The organism is Rhodanobacter sp. B04 (assembly GCF_002001125.1).
Classification (GTDB): domain Bacteria; phylum Pseudomonadota; class Gammaproteobacteria; order Xanthomonadales; family Rhodanobacteraceae; genus Rhodanobacter.
This window is the reverse complement of sequence record NZ_MUNV01000019.1, coordinates 16,042-33,480: the sequence shown is the minus strand read 5'-3', so window position 1 is coordinate 33,480 and position 17,439 is coordinate 16,042. Positions and strand designations below refer to the sequence as shown.

General features: G+C 64.2%; 18 protein-coding genes. 10 read left to right on the top strand and 8 right to left on the bottom strand.

Going from position 1 to position 17,439, the window contains the following annotated elements; translation table 11 throughout:
* Positions 1-671 precede the first annotated feature (671 nt).
* The 8 genes from B0E46_RS13755 to B0E46_RS13725 all read right to left on the bottom strand — a co-directional run bounded on the left by B0E46_RS13755 (position 672) and on the right by B0E46_RS13725 (position 6,788).
* Positions 672-1,874: a DUF3631 domain-containing protein gene (locus B0E46_RS13755; RefSeq protein WP_254425163.1), complete on the bottom strand. Its 1,203-nt coding sequence runs from the start codon at positions 1,872-1,874 to the stop codon at positions 672-674.
* Positions 1,864-2,277 carry a hypothetical protein gene (locus B0E46_RS13750; RefSeq protein ID WP_077556347.1) on the bottom strand — a complete coding sequence of 138 codons (414 nt, stop codon included), beginning with the start codon at positions 2,275-2,277 and terminating at the stop codon, positions 1,864-1,866. The genes B0E46_RS13755 and B0E46_RS13750 overlap by 11 nt, the downstream gene beginning before the upstream one ends.
* A gap of 119 nt (positions 2,278-2,396) precedes the next feature.
* A complete protein-coding gene (locus B0E46_RS13745; protein WP_077556346.1) occupies positions 2,397-2,666 on the bottom strand; it encodes an AlpA family transcriptional regulator in 270 nt (89 codons plus the stop codon).
* 91 nt (positions 2,667-2,757) lie between these two features.
* Positions 2,758-3,405 carry a hypothetical protein gene (locus tag B0E46_RS13740; RefSeq protein ID WP_077556345.1) on the bottom strand — a complete coding sequence of 216 codons (648 nt, stop codon included), beginning with the start codon at positions 3,403-3,405 and terminating at the stop codon, positions 2,758-2,760.
* A 92-nt stretch (positions 3,406-3,497) separates the two neighbouring features.
* Positions 3,498-3,713 carry a hypothetical protein gene (locus tag B0E46_RS17420; RefSeq protein ID WP_139350555.1) on the bottom strand — a complete coding sequence of 72 codons (216 nt, stop codon included), beginning with the start codon at positions 3,711-3,713 and terminating at the stop codon, positions 3,498-3,500.
* A gap of 328 nt (positions 3,714-4,041) precedes the next feature.
* Entirely contained in the window at positions 4,042-4,338 is a 297-nt protein-coding gene (locus tag B0E46_RS13735) for a hypothetical protein (protein ID WP_139350554.1), read from the bottom strand.
* A gap of 118 nt (positions 4,339-4,456) precedes the next feature.
* Complete coding sequence (locus tag B0E46_RS13730) at positions 4,457-5,728, bottom strand: site-specific integrase (protein ID WP_077556401.1); 1,272 nt, start codon at positions 5,726-5,728, stop codon at positions 4,457-4,459.
* Between the two features lie 199 nt (positions 5,729-5,927).
* Positions 5,928-6,788 carry a YicC/YloC family endoribonuclease gene (locus tag B0E46_RS13725; protein WP_077556343.1) on the bottom strand — a complete coding sequence of 287 codons (861 nt, stop codon included), beginning with the start codon at positions 6,786-6,788 and terminating at the stop codon, positions 5,928-5,930.
* Between the two features lie 93 nt (positions 6,789-6,881).
* Between B0E46_RS13725 and rph the strand changes: the two genes are divergently transcribed.
* The 10 genes from rph (at position 6,882) to cydB (ending at position 17,435) form a co-directional block, all read left to right on the top strand.
* Positions 6,882-7,613, top strand: a complete 732-nt coding sequence (rph, locus tag B0E46_RS13720; RefSeq protein ID WP_077556342.1) for a ribonuclease PH — start codon at positions 6,882-6,884, stop codon at positions 7,611-7,613.
* A gap of 11 nt (positions 7,614-7,624) precedes the next feature.
* A complete protein-coding gene (locus B0E46_RS13715; protein WP_139350553.1) occupies positions 7,625-8,332 on the top strand; it encodes a hypothetical protein in 708 nt (235 codons plus the stop codon).
* Positions 8,329-8,934 (top strand): RdgB/HAM1 family non-canonical purine NTP pyrophosphatase, encoded by a 606-nt coding sequence (gene rdgB / locus B0E46_RS13710; protein WP_077556340.1) that lies wholly within the window; start codon positions 8,329-8,331, stop codon positions 8,932-8,934. The genes B0E46_RS13715 and rdgB overlap by 4 nt, the downstream gene beginning before the upstream one ends.
* Complete coding sequence (gene hemW / locus B0E46_RS13705) at positions 8,931-10,097, top strand: radical SAM family heme chaperone HemW (protein ID WP_077556339.1); 1,167 nt, start codon at positions 8,931-8,933, stop codon at positions 10,095-10,097. Before rdgB ends, hemW begins: the two co-directional genes overlap by 4 nt.
* Before the next feature lie 79 nt (positions 10,098-10,176).
* Positions 10,177-12,513 (top strand): DUF1631 family protein, encoded by a 2,337-nt coding sequence (locus B0E46_RS13700; RefSeq protein ID WP_077556338.1) that lies wholly within the window; start codon positions 10,177-10,179, stop codon positions 12,511-12,513.
* Positions 12,510-12,869, top strand: a complete 360-nt coding sequence (locus B0E46_RS13695) for a pilus assembly protein PilZ (RefSeq protein WP_077556337.1) — start codon at positions 12,510-12,512, stop codon at positions 12,867-12,869. The genes B0E46_RS13700 and B0E46_RS13695 overlap by 4 nt, the downstream gene beginning before the upstream one ends.
* Positions 12,870-13,005: 136 nt before the next feature.
* Positions 13,006-14,325 carry a Xaa-Pro dipeptidase gene (gene pepQ, locus B0E46_RS13690; protein WP_077556336.1) on the top strand — a complete coding sequence of 440 codons (1,320 nt, stop codon included), beginning with the start codon at positions 13,006-13,008 and terminating at the stop codon, positions 14,323-14,325.
* A gap of 176 nt (positions 14,326-14,501) precedes the next feature.
* The gene (gene cydP / locus B0E46_RS13685; protein WP_077556335.1) at positions 14,502-14,732 is read left to right on the top strand and encodes a cytochrome oxidase putative small subunit CydP; all 231 of its coding nucleotides are present in this window, start codon (positions 14,502-14,504) and stop codon (positions 14,730-14,732) included.
* On the top strand, positions 14,729-16,294 hold the full coding sequence (locus B0E46_RS13680) for a cytochrome ubiquinol oxidase subunit I (protein ID WP_077556334.1): 1,566 nt from the start codon (positions 14,729-14,731) through the stop codon (positions 16,292-16,294). Before cydP ends, B0E46_RS13680 begins: the two co-directional genes overlap by 4 nt.
* A 10-nt stretch (positions 16,295-16,304) precedes the next feature.
* Positions 16,305-17,435, top strand: a complete 1,131-nt coding sequence (cydB, locus tag B0E46_RS13675; RefSeq protein WP_077556333.1) for a cytochrome d ubiquinol oxidase subunit II — start codon at positions 16,305-16,307, stop codon at positions 17,433-17,435.
* Positions 17,436-17,439: the final 4 nt, after the last annotated feature.

The following is a 17,439-nucleotide window of genomic DNA, read 5'->3' as shown; positions in this document are numbered from 1 at the left end:
CAACATGACTTTCGTCATGATTCAACGAAGCTGTTCAGCTTCCAAGCGTGCTTGTCCAAGATGTTCGCGTTCAGACCTGATCTGCGGCCTTCACACACTTTCTCAGGTTTGCCGTCACCTTCGCCTTACCCTCGCGCACGCGATGTGTGCGTTCATGGGACGCCTTTCGCTCCTTTGGGGCTGACAAAACTCCCTCGCCATTCCTTTTGGGCCTGACATAACTCCGCGGTGATCAGCACAGACATATCGTTTGCCCACTCGCACATACGCGCGCGCGTAGTGGGGATTCATGGCTCTTTGGGGGTGACATAACCCCCAGCGCTATATTGCAGTTTGCATGTATGGCATGCGCTAACCGGGGCTTCCGGTGAGTATCTAGGGGAAAGACCATGGCACTGATCAAATGCCCCGATTGCAAATCAAAGGTAAGCGACTCAGCCCCAGCGTGTCCGTCGTGTGGTTGCCCGATCGCAGGCACAAGGAGCCGGCGTCGTGGAAGCGAATGGGAACGGACACCAATGCCCGCAAAGGTGATCGCCGTCCTTCTCCTCGGCTTAGGCGTCTGGGCTTTCTTCGCGAGTGAAAACTCCAGCGACGAGAATGACAATTCACGGGCGACGCAGACGGCGCAGATCGCGGCAGACCCAACACCAGCGTCAGCAACGCTGACCTCAAACACGGGGCCGGTCGAGGTTCAAAAGGTCTGCAAATCCGACGATGCAAAGTGTGGCTATGCGGCTAGCGCCACGTTCATCGAATACAGCCTTGATGTCGCGCAGCAGTTCGACATTGATGCTGGGGGCCTCCTCCTCAACACCGTGAAGCGCCAGGGCGGCAGCTCGCGCCCGGCCTGGCCACTCCCCTCCGGATAGGTCTGCGATCGCCAGTAGTGGCTCCCAGCAGTCCTGGGCGCGATCATTCAACCCGTGTGCGAACGCGGGCCGAGCGCTAGTGATGGCATGCCGATTGTCATCCGCCCACCGAGCCATGCGCGCCTGCAGGTTCAGCCAGATGTTCCGATCGGACAGACGAATATTGGTGACGCTCTCGCCGGGTACCTTGCGCCGCATGCGCAACGGAATCGACCGATCCTCGATCGTGTCGGCCAGCTTGCCGATGCCGCAGAGCACCTTGGCTCCCCATGTGCGAAACGCGGTCGGCGTGTGATCGTCACCGACACTGCGTAGCACAAAGGCTGTCTCACGATAGAGCCCGGAATTGATCAGGCCCTGGGCTTCCTCATTGTCGCGCAGGAAGGTATCCGCCTCGTCAACCAGCAGCGTCGGCTGCCAGAGTTCCATGCTCCGGAACAGAGCAGCCGGTGAGATGTTGCTGACCGGCAATGGACGATAGGTGAGCCGGGACAGCGCCGTGAGCAGCACCGTCTTGCCGCAGCGCTTCTCTGGAGCCGTGATATGCGCCAGCGGCGATACCGTAAGCACGTCCATGCACCAGGTGTGCACCGACCACAACGCCGCGGCGGTGATCGTTGGGGCATCGGCTATGACGTGCTGGTGCAGCACGCGGCAAACATCGGCCAGCAGCTCCGCACCGTCGACCGGTTCTGACCATGGATCTACGTCGACGAACACCTGCCCGCGGCTGCCTTCGCGTTCGGGCATGGTCAGACGATCCAGTTCGCCGACGCTGACCTTCAAGCTCTTGGCCTCGGCACGGATACGCGCATAGCCGGCCGGGTCAGCCTGTCGCATTTCTCGGATGGCGGTCAGCACAGGGAGTTCGAAGATAGCTCCCGGATCACTGGGCACACGATCGAATGCATCCCGGATCGGGTCATGGATCGGCTGGGCTGCTTCCTCGCGTGCGGCCAGGTCGTCGATGCTGGCGCTGTAGGTCTCCGCTTCAGCGTGCACTGAGCACCTCCTGGGCATCGAAGATCCGAAGGGCTGCGACGCGGAGCCGGACCAGGTCGGTGTCATCCAGTGGTTCGCCGTCGCCCAGGTGGCTGGCGCCGATCAGCACCACACTGGCTTCCGTTACCAGCACGTCGATCGCAGCCTTCCAGCGGGGAAGCAATGCCGTCTGCCGCAACTGACTGCGCTCGCTAGGCGTCATGCTGCGCAAGTCGCGCCTGACGAACAGATCACCGACCTGCAACCCGACCGCAGCGAGTACATCGTGCACCTGGCAACCGGCGAAGCAATGCAGCAGCAGCGTGCCGTTGTCGCCCTCAGTGATCGCCACCGATGCCGACTTGCCACCGTGCGCAGGACAACGTGCGCGCCAGCCCTTGCCGGTGGTGATGACACCTTCCAATCGTGGAAGCAGCTGCTGCGCCGGGCTAGCGGCGGTGATAGGATTCGTGGCAGATGTGCTGTGTGTGCGATTTCGAACCCCTGCCTTGCACGCTGGGGTTCGTCGTATCTGAGGGCCGTTCATGCCGTCGCGCTCTGCGATGCCGCGATGCGATCGGCAATCCATTGCAGGACGCTGGTTTCTAACCAGGCCGTTGCCGAAGCAGGACCGTCGCCGAGCTTGATCCTCTTCACGAAGTCGCCGCGGGCTTCCAAACGATAGATTTGCGTGCGTGACAGGCCGGTCAGGTGCCTGACCTCCGGCAATCGGATCAGGCGGACGGGTTTGATTTCAGCCAAGCCGGATTTCGACTCAAGTTGAGAATGGAACGATGATTCTGAGGTGTGCATAGCGGCTCCAATCGGCGCACCGTGCGCCGTAGGAAACCGATTGTTCCCATCTAATCCCCTACCGCTGCCAGCGAGCTAGCACGATGGCCAGTCAGCTAGCAGGCTTGCTTTTGACTTCCTTGTTCCACATCGTGCACCAGCCGCAAATGACTTTTGAGCTTTTGAGTGCTGGCCATCTCCGCATGACCTCAATTGCAAACTGTTCATTGGTACGCAGCTTCGGGTGTTCCCCGGCATACCGCTCCAGCCACAGCTTTTTAGCTTCGGCCTTCGCAGCTTGCACAGGGTCATTTGCAAGTTTCGCAGCTACACCTATGCGGCCAACATTGCTCCTCGCACTGATGGCAGCCGCCCGGTCAAGAATGCTGCTCAACACAGCATCTGCAGCAAATCTCGCGTCAACAACATAGGTCCACGCGGCAGTAAGGTCGCCACTATCGGAAGCCCGCAGCGCCTGCACGCAATAGGCAATTGCTATCTGCGCCCATGCCTTCCGATTGTTGACCTCTTTTCCCTGGGGAATATTCGTTTCATCTGAGAGAAATTCGTAGAGTTCGTCGCCCCCGCAACCCTTGTGAACTACAGAGACCATGGGATTGAATAGCTCATCAATGAACTGCTTTTCATCCTGGACTATCTCCAACTTGATGAGTGAATTTGTTACCGAATCCAAAATTTGGCTGGCGTAATCCTTCGGCTCTCGTTCATTGCGTTGCTTCAAATGTTGGTCAAGCAACATCACGCACACCTCTGCGCCCTTCAAGAGGTGCCGCGCCAGCCGGGGAAGGTGCCCGGTTTTCGGGGATCAGCCTAGGCGCGGCGTTGAACGGGTCAGGCCAAGTATTCCAGCCAGCGATCAGCCTTGCGTCGCGCCGATCCTTTGAGGTCGCTGATAGGAACAATCCTCGATAGCACGGGAAGGTTACGCTCAGAGGTGTGTAACACCACCAACGCTAGCCACTCGCCATTGGCACGAATGAATGACAGCACTTTGCCAGACGCGATTGTGCCCTTTGGTCGGCGACGTTTTGTGATCTGCGCGTTCATGCTGTCGCGACTCGGCGTTCTTCGATGACAGCCCTGCAGTCGGGGCAGGAACAGGCGGCTTGTAAGACGAGATACTCCGCTGAGGCTCTCACCGTGGCGCTACGCTTTCGTGACCTCCTATTCCGTGCGATAGCGGCTCTAACCGCGCGCTCCCACTGAGGGGAAACGCGAGCTGCGCGTCGCTTGATGGCAGATTCAACGCTGCCACGGCCGCAACCACAGTCAACCCAGGCAAAGGAGGCCGCGCCCATTTCGCGTTCGATCCAAGCGAATGCGACCGATCCACCTACTGGCTTGCCGCAGCGGTCACAACATACTGGAGGGGGCCTCATGGCTGCGCCTCCATTGTCGTGGTGTCGAGCTCGCGCAGGTGATCGTGCATGCTCTCTCGCTCGCAATCGGCAAGGTTGGCGAAGTCGGTGGCGATGTACCGCGCGGCTTCTACCATGCGCGCGGCGTCAGTGTGCGGGCGTTGATTCTCTTGCTTCGATGCTATACGCAAGATCGCTTCGATCCAGTACAGCGCATTTGATGCGGGTTCCAGCTGCGAAATAACGTCTTCCGGCCACTGGCCCAACGCGTCGCGGACGGCTTGATGCGCGGTTGCTACACTTTCACTTGCCATGATTTCGACCTCCTAACGGTCGTGATTGTGGAAGGTGGCCCGGGTGTCACTACCACCCGGTGCCACCGCTTACCGGGCTAGGCCCGATTCTTCATGCTGCCATTGCATGCGTTGCGACTTAACCAGCCTTCTTGCGCTTGATCGGTACAACCTTGCCGCTGTCGCCCGCTTCCAGGTCGGTCAGCAGGTCGGCCCAGGCCTGCAGGGCAGCCTTGCGCTCCTCGAAATAGTCGTGGCGGTTGTAGATCCCCACAACGCCCTTGAGCTTGTGATTGAGGCAGCGCTCGGCGATGTGCGGCGGCGTGCCCAACGCCTCCAGGTGGGTGCGTGCGGTGCGCCGGAAGTCATGCATGGTGAATCGCTCGCACTCCTCGCCCATCAGCGGCCGGATGCTCTTGGCCATGGCCGCGTTGACGGTGTTCACGTCGATGTGCGGGATCATGCGTGACTGCATCTTGCGCGCCGGCAGCAGCCAGGCGCTTTCCCCGGCCATGCGTACCAGCTCGCGCAGCGCCTCGACCGCCTGATGGGGCAGCGGGATATCAATCGCCATGTTGGTCTTGGTGCGTTCGGCAGGCAGGTGCCAGACAGCCCCGTCCAGGTCGAACTCCTTGATGGGCGCCTCGATCAGTTCGGACTTGCGGTTGGCCAGCATCAGCAGCAGCTTCACCGTCAGGGTGTTTTCGTGGACCCAGCCCTTGGCGACCTTCATCGCCCCCAGCAGGCGTACCAGCTCCGCCCGGGTCAACCAGCGCTGACGAGCATCCTCCTTGCCGCCCGCATCGGAAGGGTCGAACGCCGCGGCGGGGTTGGTCAGCACCATTTCCCGCTTGATGGCGTAGTCGAACATCCGCTTGACCCAGCGCAGGACGTCCGTGGCCATCGTCGGAGCGCCGCGCTTCACGATGCCCTTGAGCATGGCGTCGATGTGTGAGGGGCGCACATCAGCCAGCGTCAGCGAGCCGATCGCGGGCTTGATGTCCCGTTCGATCCGGCTGCGCACGATGTTGGGGTGCTTCCAGCGCCCGATGATCCGTGCGGTCAGGTATTGGTCCGCCAGCATGCTCACCGTCACCGCGTTGCGCACCGCGTCAATCTTGGCGACGGCTTCTTGCCTGCGTTCCTTCTTCTCGGCCGCCACGTCGAAACCCAGCGCTACCCGCGCCCGCATCTCCTTGGCCGTTCGCCGTGCATCGGCCAGGGACAGGTCGCGGTAGCTGCCGAGCTGCAGCACCCGGGCCTTCCCGCCCATCTGGTACCGGAACAGCCAGCGGGGCGCGCTATCCCGTTCTCGGTAGCGCAGGGACAGCCCTTCGCCGTCGCTGCGCCCCTCGAACAGCTCCCCAGCCTTGATCCAGTTGCGGATCGCCACGTCGGTCAGCTTGCCCATGATCGCCTCACCTGCGCCGAAAACAGCTTGTACCCACAAAAAGCGCCATTTGTACCCCATGGGTACAACTGTGGGTACAAGATTACTGCGAGATGCGGTGGGACGCTACGGGCAGACCTGACCCAACAAAAAGCCCGCTAGATGCGGGCTTAGAGAGGTTTCAAGTGTTCGGCGGGATGCTATGGGATGGCGTGAACCATCATTCTATGTTTTGCACCTGTTCGCGCATCTGCTCGATCAGCACCTTCAGCTCGACCGCGGCATTGGTGCTGCGGGCATCGACCGACTTGGAACCGAGCGTGTTCGCCTCGCGGTTGAATTCCTGCATCAGGAAATCCAGCCGGCGACCGACCGGCTCCTTCAGGCCGAGTACGCGGCGTGTCTCGCCGATATGTGTTGTCAGGCGGTCCAGTTCCTCGTCGACGTCGGTGCGTGTGATTTGCAACACCAGCTCCTGCTCCAGCCGCCCCGGTTCCACCGGCTGCTTCAGATCGGCCAGGCGCCCTTCCAGCCGTGCGCGCAACGCGGTGCGGATCTCCGGCATCCAGCCACGTACGTCGGCAACCACGCGCTCAATGCCGTCCAGCTTGTCGCGCAGGATCTCGCCCAGTTTCTCGCCCTCGCGCTCGCGGGTGGCGGTGAGTGCATCGAGCGCACGATCGAGCACATCGAACAAGGCGGCCTGTTGCGCTTCCGGATCCATCTCGGCCTGTTGCATCACGCCGGGGAAGCGCAGCAACTCGGTGAACTGCACCTGCATGCCGGGAAACAGCGCAGCCATGTCCAGATTCAGTTCCGACATCCGGGCAAGCAGCGCGTTGTTGACCTGCAACGATTCACTGCGCGCATCGCCGGCGCGACGCACCGTGATGTCCAGCTTGCCGCGCGACAGCTTCGCGGCGATCCGTTCGCGCAACTGCGACTCGAAACTGCGCAGATCCTCCGGCAGTCGCGGGCTCAGCTCCAGATAACGGTGGTTGACCGTGCGCAGCTCGCAGCTGAGCGTACCGGCGGGGCCGGTGGTTTCGGCACTGGCGTAAGCCGTCATGCTGCGGATCATCTGGGTGCCGTCCGGACGTGGGGAAAGGGCGCAATGGTAAACTCTCCCGTCACGCCTTGCCCAATCCGGCCAAGCGACGCCAGGAACCACCCCATGAATTCCGTCACCCGTCCCAGTGGCCGCGCCAGCGACCAGCTGCGCACCGTCAGCATCGAACGCCACTACACACGCCACGCCGAAGGTTCGGTGCTGGTGAGCTTCGGCGACACCCGCGTGCTGTGCACCGCCAGCATCGAGGATCGCGCACCGGCATGGCTGCGCGGCAAGGGCGAGGGCTGGGTCACTGCCGAGTACGGCATGCTGCCGCGCGCCACCAACACCCGCATGCAGCGTGAAGCCGCGCGCGGCGGCCAGGGCGGCCGCACCATGGAAATCCAGCGTTTGATCGGCCGCTCGCTGCGCGCCTGCGTCAACCGCCAAGCGCTGGGCGAGCGCGTGATCACGCTCGACTGCGACGTGCTGCAGGCCGATGGCGGTACCCGCACCGCGGCGATCACCGGCGCCTACGTGGCCCTGGTCGATGCGGTGAACCTGCTGATGAAGCGCGAGAACCTCAAGCGCAACCCGATCATCGGCGCGGTCGCTGCGGTCTCGGTCGGCATCTATCAGGGCATGCCGGTGCTCGACCTGGATTACGTCGAAGACTCCGCCTGCGACACCGACATGAACGTGGTGATGAACGACGGCAGCGGTTTCATCGAGGTGCAGGGCACCGCCGAAGGCCACGCCTTCCGCCGCGACGAGATGGATGCCCTGCTGGCACTGGCCGAAAAAGGCATCGGCGAACTGGTCGTCGCACAGCGCGCGGCGCTGGCGCAGGGCTGAAGGAACCCGGCATGCAACCAACGCTCCGGCTTGCCGCATGCCTTGCTGCCATCGCGGCTGTAGCCCGGTTGCATGCCACATCTCCCGGAGCGTGGCCACGCATCAAGCCACTCAACGTCCGTATCCGGATCGATCTGGCTGCCGGCTTAGGCGATATCCGGATTCCGATCCGCTCCATCAATGGCGAAACGGTCTACTGGCTGCGTTGCCTGAGCGGCACCACCGCACAGCTCGACACCCTGGGCGAACATGACGGCGAGAACTACGTGGCTCCGTTGGCATGCGTGCTCGTCCAGCAACCTGATGGATGGCACAGCAGCTTGCTCGGCGAAGATGGATCCGCCACCTGGTACTCGCGTGGCCAATTCCATGGTCCCGAGCTCACCGGTGACTGCGGCCGTTACCCGGAATTCGGCCTGGTACGACACTTTCGTCTGCGCGGCATGCAGCTGACCCTGGCAGCCGAAAACGTGAAGCTGAACCCGCAGAAGTCGGATGGCTTTAGCCTCACGTTGCATGTAAGCGCGACGCAGGATGCAGGCGCCAAGACCGTGATCGCCGAGCGACCGGGCTATCTCGCTCCTGGACCATCCAGTTGCCGAATGATCAAGCGCGGCTTCGCGCCACTGATGTGTCGAGACGAAAAAACATCCTCGTGGGGCACCTGCACAGCAGCATGGATGCACGCCATGGGCTATCCGGAAAGTCACAATCCATGAATCAACAACGCATCGTCCTGGCCAGCAGCAACCCGGGCAAGCTCAAGGAATTCGGCGCCCTGCTGGCCGACAGTGGCCTCGAAGTCATTCCCCAGGCCAGCCTGGGCATAGACGACGCCGAGGAAACCGGCCTGACCTTTGTCGAAAATGCCCTGCTCAAGGCGCGCCATGCCGCGCAAGCCAGCGGCCTACCCGCGCTGGCGGATGATTCGGGCCTGTGCGTGGACCATCTGCACGGTGCGCCGGGGCTGTACTCGGCGCGCTACAGCGGCGGCCACGGCGATGCGGCGGCAAACAACGCCAAGTTGCTGCGCGAACTCGATGGCGTGCCAACGGCACAGCGCGGCGCGTTCTTCATCTGTGTGCTGGTGTTGCTGCAACACGCCAACGACCCCGCCCCGCTGATCGCCGAAGCACGCTGGCACGGCCGCATCCTCGCCGAAGGACGCGGCAGCGGCGGCTTCGGCTACAACCCGGTGTTCCTGCCCGAAGGCTACGCACAGAGCGTGGCCGAGATGGACGACGCGCTGAAGAACAAGCTCAGCCATCGCGGCCAGGCCCTCGCCTTGCTGCACGCTCGGCTGCGCGAACTGCGCGCATGAGCCTCGTCGCGCCGCCGCTGTCGCTGTACATCCACATGCCGTGGTGCGTGAAGAAGTGTCCGTACTGCGATTTCAATTCGCACGGCCTGCGCAGCGAGCCGCCACCGTACGCCGACTACATCGGCCACCTGCTAGCCGATCTGGATGCCGATCGCGTCGACTTCGCTGCCGCGCTCGAAGGGCGTCCCGTCATCAGCATCTTCTTCGGCGGCGGCACGCCGAGCCTGTTTGCGCCGGAGCTGATCGCGCGCCTGCTCGATGGCGTGCGCGAGCGGCTGCCGCTGGCCGGCGCCGCCGAGATCACCCTGGAAACCAACCCCGGCACGGTCGAACATGGCCGCTTCGACGGCTATCTGGCCGCCGGCGTCAACCGCATCTCGTTCGGCGTGCAGAGTTTCGACGACGACAAGCTGAAGCGACTCGGCCGCATCCACTCGTCCAGTGAAGCCGAGGCCGCGGTGAAGTCGGCGCAGGATGCCGGCTACGCCAACATCAACCTCGACCTGATGTATGCGCTGCCGCAGCAGACCCTGGATGGCGCGCTGGCCGACGTGGAGCGCGCGGTTGCGCTCAAGCCCACGCACGTCTCGCACTACCAGCTGACGCTGGAGCCGAACACCGCGTTCGCCGCCAACCCGCCGCCGCTGCCGGATGACGACCACGCCTGGGCGATGCAGGAAGCCTGCGAAAACCGCCTCGCCGCCGCCGGCTACGGCCAGTACGAAATCTCCGCCTACGCGCAACCCGGCCGGCGCTGCGCGCACAACCTCAACTATTGGCGCTTCGGCGACTATCTGGGCATCGGCGCCGGCGCGCACGGCAAGCTGAGCGATGCCGCCGGCGGCCAGGTGCGCCGACGCTGGAAAACCCGTCATCCGCGCGCCTACATGGAGGCCGCTGGCGGAGTTGCACGGATAGGCGGTGACAGCGTGGTCAGTCCGGCCGAGCTGCCGTTCGAATACATGCTCAACGCACTGCGTCTGATCGGCGGCGTGCCGATGGCTGACTTCGCCGAGCGCACCGGCCTGCCACCGGAACGCATCGCCATTGCCTTGGCCGCAGCCTGCCGCCGCGGCTGGCTGCACGATGATCCACAACGACTGCGCACCACCGCGTTGGGCCAACGCTTTCTCAACGACGTGATCGCCAGTTTTCTCGATTGAACCGGGCCATCCGCAGCGATGGCATACCCGCGGCAACCGGCATAGACTTGCGCCACCGGGGGAATAGACAGGTTTTTGCATGGATGTCGGACAGGATCGGCGCGACCTACCCGCGTCCCATCAGGCTGCCCGCCTGAACAGCGGTCGCTGGTCGGCGCGTGCCCAGCGACTGCTCGAAGCCAGCTACAAGCTCTGCGTGGACGGGCTGCACGAACCGCTGCGCCGCTGTCTGGGCGACTTCGAGCAACAGCTCTTCGCGCTGGCTGAGCGAGCACGCCAGCACGCCCAGCAGCAGGATCTCTACAGCAGCCGGCAGCGGGTACTGCAGGACCGCACCCGATTCGAGCAACGCTTCATCGAACAAGTTGGCGAAGCCTTCAACGCCCTGGAAGGCGATGCCACCAGGCATGCCCCCGCCGGAAGCACCGGAAGCACCGGAACCAAGACCTGGAAATCGCTCGAACTGCTCGATCCGGTCGAGCAAGAGCTGACGATGGCCGTCGAGCAACTGGGCGCACGCGGCGAGGTGCGTCACAGCAGCGTGCTCTATGAACTCGGTTACCGAATGGCCGTGTTGATCGGCTCGCCGCCGCTGGAGGGGGCAAAGCTCCCGCTGGGGCCGCATGCCCTGACGCAGGCGTTTCAGCGCGCCAGTGCCGAGCTGACATTGCCGCTGGCGCACCAATTGCTGCTGCTGCAAAGTTTCGACCAGTGGCTGATCCAGCCCATAGCGCCCTTGTTCGACAGCATCAACGCGCAACTGCAGGGTGACGGCATCCTGCCGCAACTGCGCAGCATCCCGATCCCGCGCCATCTCAGCAAGCGCGAACGCCCCGCCAAGACGCCGGCCGCTGCGGCAGCCGCGGCCGAGCCGGCACATGCCGCCAGCAGCGGTGGCGGTGCAGGTGGCTCGATCGAAGTGCTGGAATCGCTGCGCGATCTGCTTGCGCAACAACGCGCCAACCAGGCCGGCCCGGCAGGACAGTCGGCCGGGCACGTCGCCAGTTCCGATGAACTGCAGACCGCGCTCGGTGCCCTGCAGCAGCACCTGGCCCAAGTCACCGGTCAGGCCAGCCGCGAGCTGCGCAGCGCCCAGCGCTTGCGCGATGAGCTGCTTACCCAGCTCAATGTCGGCAAGCCCCAGGGCGCGCCGCACACCCAGCTGACTGGCGAACAGGGCGACACGGTGGAACTGGTCGCGATGCTGTTCGAGCAGCTTGGCCAGCAGCTGCAGCAGGGCGGCAATGCCCACAACCTGTTGGGCGACCTGCAGCTGCCGGTGCTGCGCATGGCCGTGGCCGACAAGGGGTTCTTCGAGAAGCGCGAGCATCCGGCGCGCAAGTTGCTGGACACGGTGACCGCCGCTGCCAACGACTGGCTCGACGGCAGCGACGACGAAAGCAACCGGCCGCTGGCGAACAAGCTCGAACAACTGGTGGCACGTGCCAGCCAGGAGCCACCAAGCGCCGGCCTGTACACCACGCTGCTGGCCGACATCGAACATCACCTGGCCCTGCTCACACGCAAGGCGCAGGCCGCCGAGCGTCGCCATGTCGAAGCGGCACAAGGGCGCGAACGGCTGGATCAGGCACGCCATCGCGCTGGCGAATTGATGGCCGAACGCTTTACGCAGTCGCCACCTCGTGGGCTGCTGCGTGCCTTGCTGGATCGCGCCTGGTCGGATGTGCTGGCGCTGACCCTGCTGCGCCATGGCGAAGACAGTGAGGCTTTCGGAAAGCAGCTGGCGATCACCGACCAACTGCTCGGCCGCCTGCCTGTAGGGGATCGGCAACAGCTGCAGCAAAACGTGGAATACGGCCTGCAGCAGATCGGCATGCACGCCGAGGAAGCAGAACAGGTGGCACAGCGACTGCTGGGCACCGAAAAACCCGACTCCGCGGTGGAACTGCCCAGCGCTACCGATCTGGCCATGCGCCTGAAACAGCATCAGCGCCTCGGTGAGCATCAATCCACGCATCCCATCCAGCCTTCCCAGCCGGTCCAACCCGGCCAACCCGCCGCCCAGCAGTCCGCCCGGCATGAGCCAGCGACCGTCCATCCGGCGCAGGCACCGGAACCCAGCCCGCGTGAGCGACGCATCGAGCAGCATCTGGGCAAGTTGCCGTTCGGCAGCTGGTTCGAGTTCGTCGACCCGGCTACCGGGCAGATCGCGCGGCGCAAGCTGGCGTGGCATTCACCGATGTCCGGCCGCTGCCTGCTGGTCAGCCGGCGTGGCCAGCGCGGCGAGGAAATGACCCTGGCCCAGCTGGCCCATGAAATCGCCACCGGCCGCGTATGCGAGGTGCCCGAGCAGCGCGAGAGCATGCTCGATCGTGCCTGGCGCAGCCTGACCGGCAGCCTGCGCCAGTCGGCCGGTGCAGGACGTTCCGATCCGCAGGAGCCCAACCGTCGATGAGTTCGCCAGGCAATCCAAGCAACCAGCGGCGCGCCGAGCGCAAGCGCGCGCCCATCACGTCCATCGTCACCGATGTGATCAGCGGCCTGCCCATCGGGCATCTAGGCAATCTCTCCAGCACCGGCATGCTGCTGATCTGCGCGCAGGCGCCGCGCAGCGAAGCGATCTACCAGGTCAGCATGAGCCTGCCGGAATCGGGTGCGATGCTGGCGCCGTCACCGCCGATCGAAGCCGGCATCCAGGAACAATGGCATGAGCCTGCCGCCAGTACCGGGCAGATCTGGGCCGGCTACCGGATCGTGGCGATCAGCGATGCCGATGCCGCCCGGCTGGACAGCTGGCTGGCGCAGGCCTGAGTGCCTGCTTGGCATCTCGAAAACCTATCCTGCATCGTCATTCCGGCGAGGCGCTTGATGCCAGTTATCGAGGTGACCTACTGGCAGCAGTCGCCATGGCGCGCGATCATGGCGCAGCCTTGCCGCAGGAACATCCATGCACGATCCACTCGCTTCGCTCTATCCCCAGCACCTGGCCACGCTGCGCGGACGCGCCGACCAGGCACTTGCACTTGGCGGTTTCGACCACTTGCTGATCGCCGCCGGCACACCACTGCGCAAATTTCTGGATGATCAGGACTATCCGTTCACGGTCAGCCCGCATTTCAAGCACTGGTTGCCGCTGACCGACACACCGGGCAGCTGGATCGTATACACACCGGGCAGCAAGCCCAAGCTGGTGTTCGTGCAGCCACGCGACTACTGGCACGTGGTGCCCGAGGCACCGCACGGCTACTGGGTGGAACACTTCGAGATCAGCATCGTGCGCAACGCCGCCGGTGCGGTGGCGCAGCTGCCTCCCGGCAAGCTCGCGGTGATCGCCGCCGCCTGTCCCAGCGTCGATGGCGTCGAAGCCAACAATCCGGCCACCGTGCTCGACTACCTGCACTGGCACCGCAGCTACAAGACACCGTACGAGCTCGCCCTGATGCGCGAGGCCAGCCGCATCGGCGCGCGCGCGCACCGCGCAGCCGAAGCGGCGTTCCGTGCCGGCGAAAGCGAGTTCGGCATCCAGCTGGCCTACCTCGCCGCCGCGCAGCAGACCGATGCCGAGCTGCCCTACTCCAATATCGTCGGCCTGAACGAGCACGGTGCGGTGCTGCACTACACGAACTTCGACCGCATGCCGCCGGCGCATAGCCGCTCGTTCCTGATCGACGCCGGCGCCAGCGCCGCCGGCTACGCCAGCGACATCACGCGTACCTACGCCGCGCCGCAAGCAACGGAATTCCGGGCGCTGATCGACAGCGTCGATGCCGCACAACAAGGCTTCGTGGCGAAAGTGCGCGCCGGGCAAAGCTATCCCGAACTGCACATCCACGCCCACCACGTGCTGGCCGGCGTGCTGCGCGAGCACCGCTTCATCCGCATGAGCGCGGAAAGCGCGGTCGAGTCCGGCGTAAGCAGCGCGTTCTTCCCGCATGGCCTCGGCCATCCGATCGGCCTGCAGGTGCACGATGTCGCCGGCTTCCAACAGAACGAACGCGGCGGCAGCATCCCGCGCCCGGCCGGCCACCCCTACCTGCGCATGACCCGCGTGTTGGAACCCGGCATGGTGGTGACGATCGAACCGGGCCTGTATTTCATCGACATGCTGTTGGCCGAACTGCGCGACAAGCCGGCCGTATCCGCCGACATCGACTGGGCCAGGGTCGATGCTTTCCGCCAGTATGGCGGCATCCGCATCGAGGACGATGTGGCGTGCACCGATGGCGCGCCGGAGAACCTTACCCGCGATGCGTTCGCGCTGCCCTGAGCTCACCTGTGCCGACGAGCCTTGCGGAAGCACCCATGGGCACGAATGCTCCTCGCGGCAGCGACGGCATGCGTGCCCATGCGCACTGCGACGATCCGCCACTGCGACATTCCTCCACATCAAGGCAACACCTCGACGGCGTATGCTGAGCGGCAGCTACCGCATGGATTCATCGCATGTCCGGCTCCGCGGCATCAAGCGCCACGACTGAAAACCTCAGCGCACCGCCTCGCCCGCTGCGACGGCTGACGCTTGAGCTGTTCGGTGTCATCGCACTCAAGATCGCGTTGCTGGCGCTGATCTGGTGGGTGGCGTTCGCGCCGCAACCCAAACCCGATGCCAGTCCGGATGCCATCGCGCACCGGTTGGCACCCACTTCGCAACCCCCATCTGCAGGTCACCCATGATCATCGATGCCGATGTCGTCACGCTGTCGCGCCTGCAGTTCGCGCTGACCGCGCTGTACCACTTCCTGTTCGTGCCGCTGACGCTGGGCCTGGTGTGGATGCTCGCCATCATGGAGAGCGTCTACGTGATGACCGGGCGCGAGGTGTGGAAGCGCATGGTGCAGTTCTGGGGCGTGCTGTTCGGCATCAACTTCGCGATGGGCGTGGCCACCGGCGTGACGATGGAGTTCCAGTTCGGCATGAACTGGGCGTACTACTCGCATTACGTCGGCGACGTGTTCGGCGCGCCGCTGGCGATCGAGGGGCTGATGGCGTTCTTCCTCGAGGCGACCCTGGTCGGCGTGTTCTTCATGGGCTGGGAACGCATCTCGCGGATCAAGCATCTGCTGGTGACCTGGTTCCTCGCGCTGGGCACCAGCCTGTCGGCGCTGTGGATCCTGGTCGCGAACGCGTGGATGCAGCACCCCGTCGGCGCCGAGTTCAATGCGCAGACGATGCGGATGGAGGTGACCTCGTTCTCCGAGGTGCTGTTCAATCCGGTGGCGCAGGACAAGTTCGTGCACACGGTCAGCGCGGGTTACGTGATGGGCGCCATGTTCGTGCTGTCGATCAGCGCCTGGTATCTGCTGCGCGGGCGCAATGTGGATTTTGCCAAACGCTCGATGACAGTGGCGGCGAGTTTCGGCTTGGCGGCGGCGCTGTCGGTGGTGGTGCTGGGCGATGCCTCGGGCTACACCGTATCGCTCAACCAGAAGATGAAGATGGCCTCGATCGAGGCGATGTGGCACACCGAACCGGCGCCGGCCTCGTTCACGCTCTTCGGCATTCCCGACGTGCAGCGGCGCACCACCCATTACGCGGTGAAGATTCCCTGGGTGATGGGCCTGATCGGCACCCATTCGACCGACCAGACGATGCCCGGCATCGCCGAGCTGGTGGATACCGCCAAGGGCCGCATCGGCAATGGCATCCAGGCCTACGACGCGATGCTGATGCTGCGCCAGGACAAGGACAACGCGCAGGCCAAGGCCACTCTCGCTGCGAACGACGAGGATCTGGGCTATGCCCTGCTGCTGAAGAAGTACGTCGACGACCCGCGCCAGGCCACGCCGGCGGATATCCAGCGGGCCGCCGAAAGCACCATCCCGAACGTGCCGGTGTTGTTCTGGGCATTCCGCGTCATGGTCGGCTGCGGTTTCTATTTCATCGCGCTGTTCGCGTTCTCGTTCTGGAAGGCGAGCAAGCGCCAGCTGGACAGCCAGCGCTGGTATCTGCGCTTGGCGCTGTGGAGCCTGCCGCTGCCATGGCTGGCGGTCGAGCTGGGCTGGATCGTCGCCGAATACGGCCGCCAGCCGTGGGCGATTGAAGGTGTCTTGCCGACCGCGCTCGGCGTGTCTTCGGTCAGTGCCGGTCAGGTACTTACTTCGCTGGGCGGCTTCGTGCTGTTTTACACCGCACTGGCGATCGTCGACGTGATGCTGATTCGGAAATTCATCCGCAAGGGGCCGGACGGCCTGGGCATCTGGCCGCCCATCGTCCCACCCACCATGACCGCCCATTGAGGACACCGCCATGCTCGACTACGCCACGCTGCGGGTGATCTGGTGGGCCCTGCTGGGCACCCTGCTGATCGGCTTCGCAATCATGGACGGCTTCGATTTCGGCGTCGCCGGCCTGCTCAAGGTCCTGGGTCGCGACAACGAGGAGCGGCTGGTGCTGCTGGAAGGCATCGAGCCGACCTGGGAAGGCAACCAGGTGTGGTTCATCCTGGCCGGCGGTGCGACGTTCGCGGCATGGCCGATGCTCTACGCGGTGTCGTTCTCCGGCATGTATCTGGCGATCGCGCTGGTGCTGCTGGCCTTCATCCTGCGCCCGGTCGGCTTCAATTTCCGCGGCAAGATCCACGACCCGCGCTGGGCATCGTTGTGGGACTGGGTGCTCACCGGCTCCGGGGTGGTGGTGATGCTGGTCGCCGGCGTCGCGTTCGGCAACCTGTTCCTCGGCGTGCCGTTCCGGTTCGACGGCGACCTGCGCATGAGCTGGCATGGCGGCTTCTTCGAACTGCTGCATCCGTTCGCGCTACTGTGCGGTCTGGTCTCGCTGAGCATGCTGCTGGCACACGGCGCCTGCTGGGCGGCGCTGAAGGCCGATCACACGATTGCCGCACGCGCGGTGAAGATCGCCCGCTGGATGACCCTGGTCTACGCCGTGCTGTACGTACTGGCCGGCGTGTGGGTGGCCTATGGTCTCCCTGGCTACGCGATCGCCGGCCCTGCGCTGACCGACGGTGCCTCCAATCCGCTGTACAAGCAGGTCGCCGTCGGTGGCAGCTGGTTTGCCAGCTACATGCAATATCCATGGTTCTGGATCGCGCCGGTGCTGGCGCTGGTTTCGGCTGTCGGCGTACAGGCGTTGATCGGCCGGCGCAGCGTTGCCGGCTTCATCGCCAGCAGCCTGATGGTGGGCAGCACGATCGCCTCGGCCGGTTTCGCGCTGTTCCCGTTCCTGCTGCCTTCCAACCTCGACCCGCGTTCCAGCCTCACCGTGTGGGATGCTTCCTCCAGCCACGGCACCTTGCAGCTGATGCTGATCGTCACAGTCGTGCTGCTGCCCATCGTGATGCTCTATACAAGCTGGGTGTACCGCGTGATGCGCGGGCGGGTCACTCTGGAACAGGTGCGCAAGGCGCACAGCGGCTATTGAAAGG

What these genes read in the sequence shown, in the direction of transcription:
- B0E46_RS13745 (WP_077556346.1), bottom strand. Translation starts at nt 2,666, where the DNA reads ATGCACACCTCAGAATCATCGTTCCATTCTCAACTTGAGTCGAAATCC.
- B0E46_RS13740 (WP_077556345.1), bottom strand. Translation starts at nt 3,405, where the DNA reads ATGTTGCTTGACCAACATTTGAAGCAACGCAATGAACGAGAGCCGAAG.
- B0E46_RS17420 (WP_139350555.1), bottom strand. Translation starts at nt 3,713, where the DNA reads ATGAACGCGCAGATCACAAAACGTCGCCGACCAAAGGGCACAATCGCG.
- B0E46_RS13735 (WP_139350554.1), bottom strand. Translation starts at nt 4,338, where the DNA reads ATGGCAAGTGAAAGTGTAGCAACCGCGCATCAAGCCGTCCGCGACGCG.
- B0E46_RS13730 (WP_077556401.1), bottom strand. Translation starts at nt 5,728, where the DNA reads ATGGGCAAGCTGACCGACGTGGCGATCCGCAACTGGATCAAGGCTGGG.
- B0E46_RS13725 (WP_077556343.1), bottom strand. Translation starts at nt 6,788, where the DNA reads ATGATCCGCAGCATGACGGCTTACGCCAGTGCCGAAACCACCGGCCCC.
- rph (WP_077556342.1), top strand. Translation starts at nt 6,882, where the DNA reads ATGAATTCCGTCACCCGTCCCAGTGGCCGCGCCAGCGACCAGCTGCGC.
- B0E46_RS13715 (WP_139350553.1), top strand. Translation starts at nt 7,625, where the DNA reads ATGCAACCAACGCTCCGGCTTGCCGCATGCCTTGCTGCCATCGCGGCT.
- rdgB (WP_077556340.1), top strand. Translation starts at nt 8,329, where the DNA reads ATGAATCAACAACGCATCGTCCTGGCCAGCAGCAACCCGGGCAAGCTC.
- hemW (WP_077556339.1), top strand. Translation starts at nt 8,931, where the DNA reads ATGAGCCTCGTCGCGCCGCCGCTGTCGCTGTACATCCACATGCCGTGG.
- B0E46_RS13700 (WP_077556338.1), top strand. Translation starts at nt 10,177, where the DNA reads ATGGATGTCGGACAGGATCGGCGCGACCTACCCGCGTCCCATCAGGCT.
- B0E46_RS13695 (WP_077556337.1), top strand. Translation starts at nt 12,510, where the DNA reads ATGAGTTCGCCAGGCAATCCAAGCAACCAGCGGCGCGCCGAGCGCAAG.
- pepQ (WP_077556336.1), top strand. Translation starts at nt 13,006, where the DNA reads ATGCACGATCCACTCGCTTCGCTCTATCCCCAGCACCTGGCCACGCTG.
- cydP (WP_077556335.1), top strand. Translation starts at nt 14,502, where the DNA reads ATGTCCGGCTCCGCGGCATCAAGCGCCACGACTGAAAACCTCAGCGCA.
- B0E46_RS13680 (WP_077556334.1), top strand. Translation starts at nt 14,729, where the DNA reads ATGATCATCGATGCCGATGTCGTCACGCTGTCGCGCCTGCAGTTCGCG.
- cydB (WP_077556333.1), top strand. Translation starts at nt 16,305, where the DNA reads ATGCTCGACTACGCCACGCTGCGGGTGATCTGGTGGGCCCTGCTGGGC.